Annotated in this window: 6 protein-coding genes; all 6 read right to left on the bottom strand. The window is 71.9% G+C overall.

The genetic code is table 11. The annotated features are described in order from the left end of the window. Positions 1–152: 152 nt before the first annotated feature. The 6 genes from DY245_RS30315 to mce all read right to left on the bottom strand — a co-directional run bounded on the left by DY245_RS30315 (position 153) and on the right by mce (position 9,523). A complete protein-coding gene (locus tag DY245_RS30315; RefSeq protein ID WP_128510396.1) occupies positions 153–1,475 on the bottom strand; it encodes an ABC transporter ATP-binding protein in 1,323 nt (440 codons plus the stop codon). A 139-nt stretch (positions 1,476–1,614) separates the two neighbouring features. Next, a complete protein-coding gene (locus DY245_RS30310; protein ID WP_128510395.1) occupies positions 1,615–2,388 on the bottom strand; it encodes an ABC transporter permease in 774 nt (257 codons plus the stop codon). Between the two features lie 3 nt (positions 2,389–2,391). Then, positions 2,392–3,429 (bottom strand): ABC transporter ATP-binding protein, encoded by a 1,038-nt coding sequence (locus tag DY245_RS30305; protein WP_128510394.1) that lies wholly within the window; start codon positions 3,427–3,429, stop codon positions 2,392–2,394. Positions 3,430–3,570: 141 nt separating this feature from the next. Then, on the bottom strand, positions 3,571–4,509 hold the full coding sequence (locus DY245_RS30300) for a coiled-coil domain-containing protein (RefSeq protein ID WP_128510393.1): 939 nt from the start codon (positions 4,507–4,509) through the stop codon (positions 3,571–3,573). A 114-nt stretch (positions 4,510–4,623) separates the two neighbouring features. Further along, the gene (gene scy, locus DY245_RS30295; RefSeq protein WP_128510392.1) at positions 4,624–8,874 is read right to left on the bottom strand and encodes a polarized growth protein Scy; all 4,251 of its coding nucleotides are present in this window, start codon (positions 8,872–8,874) and stop codon (positions 4,624–4,626) included. Between the two features lie 208 nt (positions 8,875–9,082). Next, on the bottom strand, positions 9,083–9,523 hold the full coding sequence (gene mce, locus DY245_RS30290; RefSeq protein ID WP_128510391.1) for a methylmalonyl-CoA epimerase: 441 nt from the start codon (positions 9,521–9,523) through the stop codon (positions 9,083–9,085). Between the last annotated feature and the right edge of the window lie 131 nt (positions 9,524–9,654).

Below are 9,654 nucleotides of genomic sequence, written 5' to 3'. Positions count from 1 at the left end.
GGCCGGTGCGGCCTGGGCGGGCGGCTGCGGCGGTGCGGTGGGCGGTGCGGTGGGCGGCATCGGCGGTGCGGGCGGCACCGGCTGCTCCTGCGCGCCGGTGTCGTGCGGTCCGCGCTCAGGCTGCGGCTGGGGCTGCGGCTGCTGAGGGCTGGTCATCGGGCGTCCTCGTTGTGCGGCGTGGGCATGGCGGCGGGGGCGGTGGGCACGGGCTGCGCGGGGGCCGCGGGCGGCATCGGCGCGGCGGGCTGCTGCCCGTAAGGGTGGGGCGCACCGTACGACGCGGGTGCCCCGTACGGGTGACCCTGAGGCTGTCCGGGCGGCGGATATCCGGGCCCCGGAGCGGCCCCGGGCGCCTGCTGGGCGTACGGATCGGGCTGGGCGTACGGATTCGGCTGCCCCTGGCCGGGGACACCGGCCGGAACCTGGCCGGGCATCCCGGGCTGACCGGCCGGGTACCCCGGGCCGCCGGCGTACCCCGGGCCGCCGGCGTACCCCTGCGGAGCGCCGCCCTGCGGGGCGTACCCGGCGGGGACTTCCTGCAGACCGGCCCGCGGGTCGGCCGTCGAGCGGTAGTCCACGGCGCCCTGCGTCATCCGCATGTACGCCTCTTCCAGGGAGGCCTGGTGCGGCGACAGCTCCCACAGCCGGACATCGGCCCCGTGCGCGAGATCGCTGATACGGGGGAGCGGCAGCCCGGTCACCCGCAGCGCACCGTCCTGCTCGGGCGTGACCTGACCGCCCGCCTCACCGATCGCGGCGGTCAGCTTCTCGCGCTGCTCCGGCTCGGTGTCGGGTGTACGGACCCGGGCGAAATCGGCGGAGTTGGCCGAGATGAAGTCCTTGACCGACATGTCCGCCAGCAGCTGCCCGCGGCCGATCACGATCAAGTGCTCGGCGGTGAGCGCCATTTCACTCATCAGATGCGAGGAGACGAAGACCGTACGGCCCTCGGCCGCCAGCTGCTTCATCAGATTGCGCACCCACAGGATGCCTTCGGGGTCGAGACCGTTGACCGGCTCGTCGAAGAGCAGCACCTGCGGATCGCCGAGCAGCGCCGCCGCGATGCCCAGGCGCTGGCCCATGCCGAGCGAGAAGCCCTTGGAGCGCCGCGCCGCGACCTCCTGGAGGCCGACCACGCCGAGCACCTCGTCGACCCGGCGGGCCGGAATGCCGGACAGCTGGGCGAGCGAGAGCAGATGCTGGCGTGCGCTGCGGCCGCCGTGCACGGCCTTGGCGTCGAGCAGCGCGCCCACCTGGCGGGGCGCGTTGGGGAGGCTGCGGAAGGGCCGGCCACCGATGGTGGCGTGCCCCGAGGTCGGTGCGTCCAGGCCAAGGATCATGCGCATGGTCGTCGACTTACCGGAGCCGTTGGGCCCCAGGAAGCCGGTCACCGTGCCCGGCCGTACCTGGAACGACAGGTTGTACACGGCCGTCTTGGCGCCATAGCGCTTTGTCAGGCCGACTGCCTCGATCATTCTCCGCCCCTCGCGAGATTGGTCGGGGCAGAGGCGCCCTCGTGCCCCCGTGAGGGTTAGGAGGCTATCGGTCCGTTGACGGTTCCCGTCAAAACGGAGGGAAGTGAGGATCACCCCACGTGACGGGCACGTCCAGCGGTCATGCGTCCCGTTTCTTCAGCAGGACGTACCCGCCGATGAGCGCGGCCGCCGTCCAGGCGATCATGATGCCGAGCCCGCCCCACGGGCCGTACGGCACATCGTCGTTGGTCCGCGCGACCACCTGCATGATCTTCGAGCCCGCCTGGTCCGGCAGAAAGCGGCCGAGCTTCCGGGTCGCCGAGACATTTCCCAGAATGTTCGAGATCAGGAAGAAGAACGGCATCAGGATGCCCAGCGAGAGCATCGGACTGCGCAGCATCGTGGCCACCGCCATCGAGAACAGCGCGATCAGCGTCATATAGAGCCCGCCGCCGATCACCGCCCGCAGCACCCCGGGATCGCCGATGTACGCCCGGAGGTCGCCCAGCGCCGCCTGTCCCGCGAAGAACGTCAAGAAGCTGGTCACCAGGCCGACGGCGAAGACCAGAGCGGTGGCCACCAGCAGCTTGCAGAACAGAAAGGTGCCGCGCTGCGGTACGGCGGCCAGCGAGGCGCGGATCATGCCGGTGCTGTACTCGTTCGAGACCACCAGCACCCCGAAGACGATCATCGCCAGCTGCCCCAGGCCCATCCCCGCGAAGCTGATATTGGTGGCGTCGAAAGAAAGCCGGTCCCTGACCGGCATCGAGTCGAAGTCGTTGCTGGCCAGGGTGCAGATCAGCACACCCAGCACGACGGTGACCACCACGGCGATGCCCAGCGTCCACACCGTCGACCGCACCGACCTGATCTTGGTCCATTCGGACCGAATGACCTGCCCGACCGCCGCCATCCGTCAGCTCCTCTTCCTCTGCCAGTCCGCGCCCCAGCCGGTCGGCTGCGGCTCGCCCGGCGCTGCCCCGGCCGACTGCGGTTCTGCCGGGGTCCGGGTGTGCGGCGAGAGACCGGCCTGCGCCGGTACCGGATCGCCGTCGTGCGCGTGATACTCCACCGACTCGGCCGTCAGCTGCATGAACGCCTCTTCCAGCGAGGCCTGCTGAGGGCTCAGCTCGTGCAGGGCCAGCCGGTGCTCGGCGGCCAGTTCGCCCAGCCGGTCGGCGGGCACCCCGTCGATCTCCAGCGAGCCGTTGCCGACCGCCACCGCGTTGATGCCCGCGGTGTGCAGCACGTCCAGCAGCCGCTGCTGCTCCGGGGACCGCATCCGGACGTACGACCGGGAGTTCTGGTGGATGAAGTCCTTCATCGAGGTGTCGGCCATCAGCCGGCCCTGTCCGATCACCACCAGATGGTCCGCGGTGAGCGCCATCTCACTCATCAGATGGGAGGAGACGAAGACCGTACGGCCCTGGGCCGCGAGATTCTTCATCAGATTGCGGATCCAGTGGATGCCCTCGGGGTCGAGGCCGTTGACCGGCTCGTCGAAGAGCAGCACCTGCGGATCGCCGAGCAGCGCCGCGGCGATACCGAGCCGCTGCGCCATACCGAGCGAGAACCCCTTCGAACGCTTCTTGGCGACCGTGCTCAGCCCCACCATGTCCAGCACCTCGGCGACCCGGCTGCGCGCAATGCCGTTGCTCTGCGCCAGACACAGCAGATGGTTGGCGGCGCTGCGGCCCCCGTGCACCGCCTTCGCCTCCAGCAGCGCGCCGATGTACGTCAGCGGATCCTGCAACTGCCGGTAGTGCTTGCCGTCGATCCGGACCGTCCCCGAGGTCGGGTTGTCCAGGTCGAGCATCATCCGCATGGTCGTCGACTTGCCCGCACCATTGGGGCCGAGGAAGCCGGTGACGATACCGGGCCGCACCGTGAAGGTGAGGTGGTCCACGGCGAGCTTGTCGCCGTAATACTTGGTCAGCCCCACGAGCTCGATCATGTACCGCACGCTAGGCGCGTCCGGTGCCCCCTGCCACCGGGGCGGGGCCGCCCGGCTGACCCCCCGTACGACAGCGCCCCCGTGACCGCCACAGAGGGCGGTACGGGGGCGCGGTCGTACGGGGCGGAACCTGCCGGCGGTTCAGCGGGTCTGCTGGGCGGGGACGCCGCGGGAGATGGGCTCCTCCTCGCCGGGGGCACCGGCCGCGGCCACCGCCGCACCGGTCAGCGTCGCCAGCATCTCGCGGACGTTGGTCAGCTGCGCGTTGATCGAGTCGCGGCGGTTGGTCAGCGCCGCCAGCTCGCGCTCGGATTCGCTGCGGATACGATCCGCCTTCGCGTTGGCGTCCGCCACGATGTCCTCGGCCTGGCGCTGCGCAGTCTCCACCGTCTGGCGGGCCCGGCGCTCCGCGTCCGTACGCAGCTTCTCGGCCTCCAGGCGGAGCTGCTCGGCGCGGTGCTCGATCTCGGCGAGGCGCTTCTCGGCCTTGGCCTGACGCGAGGCCAGGTCGCGCTCGGACTGCTCACGGCGCTTGGCGAGGTTGGTCTCGAAGTCGGCGGCGGCCTGCGCGGCCTTGGCACGGGTCTCCTCGAAGAGGGAGTCCGCCTCCTCGCGCTTGGACTGCGCGTCCTTCTGCGCCTCGGAGCGCAGCGTGGACGCCTCGCTCTTGGCCTTCTCGACGATCCGGGCGCCCTCGTCCTCCGCCTTCGCCTTGCGCTCGGCGGCGAACGACTCGGCGTCGTTACGGACCTGCTGGGCGGCCGACTCGGCCAGCTCACGGTGCTGCTCGGCGGCGCGGCGGGCCTCCTCGCGCAGGTCCTTGGCCTCCTCCTCGGCGAGACGGAGGATCTTCTCCACGCGCGCACCGAGGCCCGCGTAGGACGGTTCGGCGTCATTGACCTGCGCCTGGGCGTTCTGCGTTTCGAGGTGCAGTTCCTCGATCCGCTTTTCCAGCGACGTGATGCGGGCCAGCGCGCTGTCGCGGTCGGCGACGAGCTTCGTAATGCGGTCGTCCACCTGACCGCGGTCGTACCCACGCCGCACGAGCTCGAAGCCGAAGGGGGAGGAAGTGTCGCTCATGGGGTTCCTGTCGAAAGAGACCGGTGAGGTGATAAGGAGAATCCTAGGGGTCACAACGGCGTGTCAACGAGTCATTGCCCGTTAGATCTGGAGAATGACCCCTCGTTTGAGTGGCTACCCCTCAGACTGCTTGCCACTCGAACGAGTTGCACCCGCCCCCGCGGCCGCCTTCACCCCGCCGCCCTTGCCGTCGCCGCCCCCGCCGGGTGTTTCGAACGATTCCAGGGCTTCCAGAACGTCCTGAACTCGGGAGATTTCGGTGTTGATGTCCTCGCGCCGGCGCACCAGGACCTCCAGCTCCCGCTTGCCCTCGTCCACGATCCGGGCGGCCTCGGTCTTGGCCTCGGAACGCATCCGGTCCGCGTCGCGCACCGCCTCGGCCTTCTTGTTCTCGGCCTCCTTGATCAGACCCTCGGCCTTCTTCACCGCCGCGATCCGGACCTTGCTCGCCTCGCTGTTCGCGTCCGACACCAGCCGGTCGGCCTTCTCCTCGGCCTCCACCTGCTGCGCCGTGGCCTGCGCGATGAGCTTGTCGACCCGCTCGCCGGCGTTCTTCATCGTCTCCGCCGACTCCCGGCGGGCCCGCTCGTGCAGCTCCTCGATCTCGGACTCGATCCGCTGCCGCAGCTCCTCGGCACGCTCCCTGATGGCCGTGGCGTCGCCGCGGGCCTCTTCCAGCAGTGTGTTCGCGTCCGTACGGGCCTTCTCCACCCGGGCATTGCTGTCGGCCGTCGCCTCCGAGACGAGCCGCTCGGCCTCCTTGCGGGCCGCCCCGACCATCGTGTCGGCCTGCTCCTCGGCGGCGGTGGCCGCCTTCAGCGCCTCCTCCTGCGCCTTGGCGACGAGCTGGTCCGCCTGCTCCGCGGCGTCCCCACGGCGCTTGGCGGCGTCCTTGCGCGCCTCGTCGAGCAGCCGGTCCGTCTCCTGCTGGGCCTCCGTGCGCAGCTGCTCGGCGGCCGCCTCGGCGTCCTCCTTGACCTTCGCGGACTCGTTACGGGTGCGGTTGGCGTGCTCCTGCGCGGCGGTGACCGTGTCGGCCGCCTCCGCCCGCAGCCGGTCCGCCTCCGCGGTGGCCGTCGCGATCATCCGGTCCGCCTGCTCCCGGGCATCGGCCCGGGCACGGTCCGCGTCCCGCTCGGCGTCCGCGGTCGTCTCCGCCGCCTCGGTACGCAGCCGCTGCGCCTCGGTGGCCGCCTCCGACATCAGCTGGTCGGCCTGCTCCGCGGCGTCCGAACGCGTCTTGTTGGCCGCCTCGCGCGCCTGGTCGCCGGTGCGCTCCGCGTCCGTACGCGCGCTCTCCAGCACCTCGGCCGCCTCGGCCCGCAGTCGGTTTGCCGCCTCGGTCGCCTCCGCCACCAGGGCGCGCGCCTGCTGCTCGCCCTCCGTACGCAGCTGGTCGGCGGCCTGCTGCGCCTCCCGGACCGTACGGTCCGCGTCGTCCTGCGCCGACGACGTCAGCTCGGTCGCCTCGGTGACGATCCGTTCGGCCTCCGCACGCGCCTCGGCGATCAGGGCATCGGCCTGCTCCGCGGCGTCCGAGCGCATACGGTTCGCGTCGTCCCGCGCCTCCGCACGGGCCCGCGCCGCGTCCTGCTCGCCCGCGGCCAGCGCGTCCGAGGCCTCCGTACGCAGCCGCTGTGCCTTCGCCGAGGCGTCCGTGACCAGCTTCTCCGCCTGCGCGGTCGCCTCCGACACCAGCTGGTCGGCCTGCTCCGCCGCCTCGGTCCGCGCCGTGTTGGCGTCCCGGCGCGCCTCGTCCAGCACACCGGCCGCTTCCGTACGCAGCCGCTCGGCCTCCTCGATGGCCTCGGAAACCGCTCGCTCGGCAAGGGACTTCGCGGCCTCCGACGCCTCCTGCGCCTCGTGCCGCACCCGCGCCGCGTCCTGCGAGGCGCGCTCCCGCTCCTCGTAGGCGTCCTTGCGGACCCGGTCCGCCTCGTCCTGCGCCTCGGACTTGGTGCGCTCGGCCGCGTGTTCGGCCGCCGAACGCAGTCCGGCGATCTCCTCACCGGCCTGCTCGTGCAGCCCCGCGACCGCGTCCCGGACCTGCTGCGCGGTCTGCTCGGCCGCCGCCACCAGCTCGCCGGCCCGCCGGTCCGCGTCCTCGACCAGCCGCGCGGCCTCCTCCTGCGCCTCGGCGACCCGCGTACGGGCCGACGCGAGCAGCTCCTCGCTCTGCTCGCGCGCCGCCGTGCGCTCCTGGTGGGCCTCCTCGCGGGCCTCGCCCAGCAGCTGCTCGGCCTCCCGGCGCCGCCGTGCGGCCTCCTCCTGGGCCGCTGCCAGCGCCTGCGCCGCCTCCGTACCCGTGCGCTCCGCGGCGGTCGCCGCCTCCGCGCGCACCCGGTCCGCGGTCTCCTGCGCCTCCGCCTTGAGCCGCTCCGCCTCGGCGGACGCCTCACTGCGCAGCCGTACGGCCACCGACTCGCCCTCGGAACGCGCCGCCGAGGCATCCGCGGCGGCCTCCGTACGCAGCCGCTCGGCCTCCTCCTCGGCCTGCTGCTGTAGCGTCCGCCGCCGCTCCGCGGCCTCCGCCTTGAGCCGGGCCGCCTCCTCCTGCGTCTCGCGGCGCAGCCGCTCCGCCTCGGCACGGGCCTCGCGCAGCGACTCCTCGGCGGCGGTGACCCGCTCCTCCGCCTCACTGCGCAGCCGGTCCAGCTCCGCCTGCGCCTCGGCGCGCCGCTCCTGCGCGGCCTCCTCGGCCTCCGAGCGCAGCTTCGCGGCGGCCTTGTCGGCCTCGGTGGTCACCAGCTCCGCGGCCTCGGCGCCCTCGGTCAGCAGCTGCTCGGCCTCCGAACGGGCCCGCTCCAGCGCGTCCTCGGCCTGCCGGCGCAGCGACGAGGCGCGCTCGATGGCCTCCGTCCGCACCCGCTCGCTCTCCGCGACGGCACCCGAACGGGTCTCCTCGGCATCGGACTTGGCCTTGACCAGCAGCTCCTCGGCGGTACCGGCCGCCTCCTCGATCTGCTGGACCGCCTCCCGGCGGGCCTCGCCGCGGATCCGCTCGCCCTCGGCGACCGCGTCCGCCCGCAGCTGCTCCGCCTCACCGCGCAGCCGCCGTGCCTCCTCCTGGAGTTCGACGGTCTTGGCGCGGTACTCCTTGGTGTCGTCCTTCGCCGCGCCCTTGAGCTGCGCCGCGGTGTCATGCGCCTCTTCGCGCAGCCGGTCCGCCTCGGCCTCGGCCTCGCTGCGCAGCCGTTCGGCCTCCTCCGCGGCCGCCTTGGTGGTGGCCTTGGCGTCCTCCGACGCCTTGGTCAGCACCTCCTCGGCGGTGCGCGCCGCCTTCGCCAGCTGCGCCGCGGAGTCCTCCGCCACCTTGGACCGGGCGGTCTCCTGCGCCTCGGCGATCAGCCGCTCGGTCTCCGCGCGGGCATCCGCCCGCAGTTGCTCGGCCTCCGCCTTGAGCGCCTCGGACTCCTTGGTGGCCTCGCCGACCAGCCGCGCGATCTCCGCCTTGGCCGTACGGGTGCGCTGCTCGTTCTCCGACTCGGCCGCCGACAGCCGCTTGGTGGCGTTCTGCTGCGCCTCCTCGACGAGCTTGTCGGCCTCGGCGCGCGCCTCGCGCAGCGCCGTATCCGCCTCCTGGATACGGGCCTCGGCGGCGCGGGTCAGCTCGGTGGCCTGCCGGCGCGCCTGCTCCGCCTCGGAGCCGGCGCTGGTACGCAGCTGCTCGGCCTGATCGGTGGCTTCCTGGGCCTGGTTGGAGGCGGCGTTCAGCAGCCGCTCGGCGTCCGTACGCGCCCGGCGCAGGATGGATTCCGCTTCGGCACGGGCCTCCTCGGCCTCGGTGCCCAGCCGCTCACGGGCCCGCTCCGCCAGCCGATGCGCCTCGGCCCGCGCGGACGCCAGCGCCTGCTCGGCCTCCGCCCGGGACTCCTCCATCAGCCGGCGGGCCTGCGACTCCGTACGGGCGCGCAGCTGTTCGGCCCAGGCGACGTTCTCGTTGACATGCGATTCGACGGTCTGCCGGCGCTCGTTGAGCTCCTCGTCGAGCCGCTGACGGCGGCTGACCGCCTCGGCGTGCAGCTCGGCCTCCAGCCGGGACTGCCGCTCGGCCTGCTCCTGCAGCAGCCGCTGGGTCTGTGCCCGCGCCTCGCGCAGCTCGCGCTCGGCGTCCGAACGCAGTTGGTCCGCCTGGATCTGCGCATTGCGCAGCAGCTGTTCGGCCTGGTGACTGATGTTGTCGTAGGCAGGGCGGGTCGCGAGGTTGCGGCGCGCCTCATGCAGCTTGGCGCGCAGCACCTCGACCTGATAGCCGAGATCGTCGGCGTGCTGGACGGCCTTGTCCCGCTCGGTCTTCAGCCGCTCCATCTCGGCTTCGAACTGCGAGAGGTGGTCGTCAGCCTCGTAGCGGTCGTTGCCCCGCACTGCGCGGTCCCATCCGTCCCCTGGTCATGGTGGCGGCCGTCTCCGTTCCTGCAGTGCTCGTCCCGTACACGTCACGTCGTACCGGACTGGCACCCATCGGAGCTGACCCTTCCGAAGAAATGGTGTCAGATCATCGGCAGAGTATGGACCGAGCCCCACTCCCGTACCCCGGCCGAGGCTGCACTCTACCGGCCGGGGAACGTGAAGGTCAGTGGTCCGTCTCGGAGGGAGGCGCCGCGGTGACGAGTTCGGTCAGCACACCGTGGCAGTCCTTGGGGTGCAGAAAGGTGATCCGTGACCCCATCGAACCCTTCCTGGGCTCGTCGTAAAGCACCCGGACACCCTTGCCCCGGATGGCCTCGGAGTCGCCGTCCACGTCCGCGGTACCGAAGGCGATGTGGTGGACGCCCTCACCGTTCTTGGCCAGCCACTTACCGACCGCGGAGTCCTCGCGGGTCGGCTCCAGCAACTGCAAATACGAGGCGCCGCCGTCCGACGTCTCATTGATCTTGAGCATGGCTTCCCGGACACCCTGCTCCTCGTTGACCTCGGAGTGGAACACCTCGAAGCCGTACGTGGCACGGTAGAACTCGACAGTCTTGTCGAGGTCGAAACAGGCGATCCCGATGTGGTCGATTCGCGTCAGCATGGCTCCAGTGCACCGCTCACACGGCTGGTTACGCAACGTGCGCGCGATCACACCCGCTTGCCGGTGACCCGGCGCGTACCGCTCAGTACATTGACGGGAACCCTCGTTAACTTCCCTGCAAAGGAAGGCCG

It is taken from the genome of Streptomyces inhibens (assembly GCF_003389455.1).
GTDB classification, from domain to species: Bacteria; Actinomycetota; Actinomycetes; order Streptomycetales; family Streptomycetaceae; genus Streptomyces; species Streptomyces inhibens.
The sequence above is the reverse complement of the archived record's forward strand: the minus strand, read 5'-3'. Positions and strand labels throughout refer to the sequence as shown.

What these genes read in the sequence shown, in the direction of transcription:
- DY245_RS30305 (WP_128510394.1), bottom strand. Translation starts at nt 3,429, where the DNA reads ATGATCGAGCTCGTGGGGCTGACCAAGTATTACGGCGACAAGCTCGCC.
- DY245_RS30310 (WP_128510395.1), bottom strand. Translation starts at nt 2,388, where the DNA reads ATGGCGGCGGTCGGGCAGGTCATTCGGTCCGAATGGACCAAGATCAGG.
- mce (WP_128510391.1), bottom strand. Translation starts at nt 9,523, where the DNA reads ATGCTGACGCGAATCGACCACATCGGGATCGCCTGTTTCGACCTCGAC.
- DY245_RS30300 (WP_128510393.1), bottom strand. Translation starts at nt 4,509, where the DNA reads ATGAGCGACACTTCCTCCCCCTTCGGCTTCGAGCTCGTGCGGCGTGGG.
- DY245_RS30315 (WP_128510396.1), bottom strand. Translation starts at nt 1,475, where the DNA reads ATGATCGAGGCAGTCGGCCTGACAAAGCGCTATGGCGCCAAGACGGCC.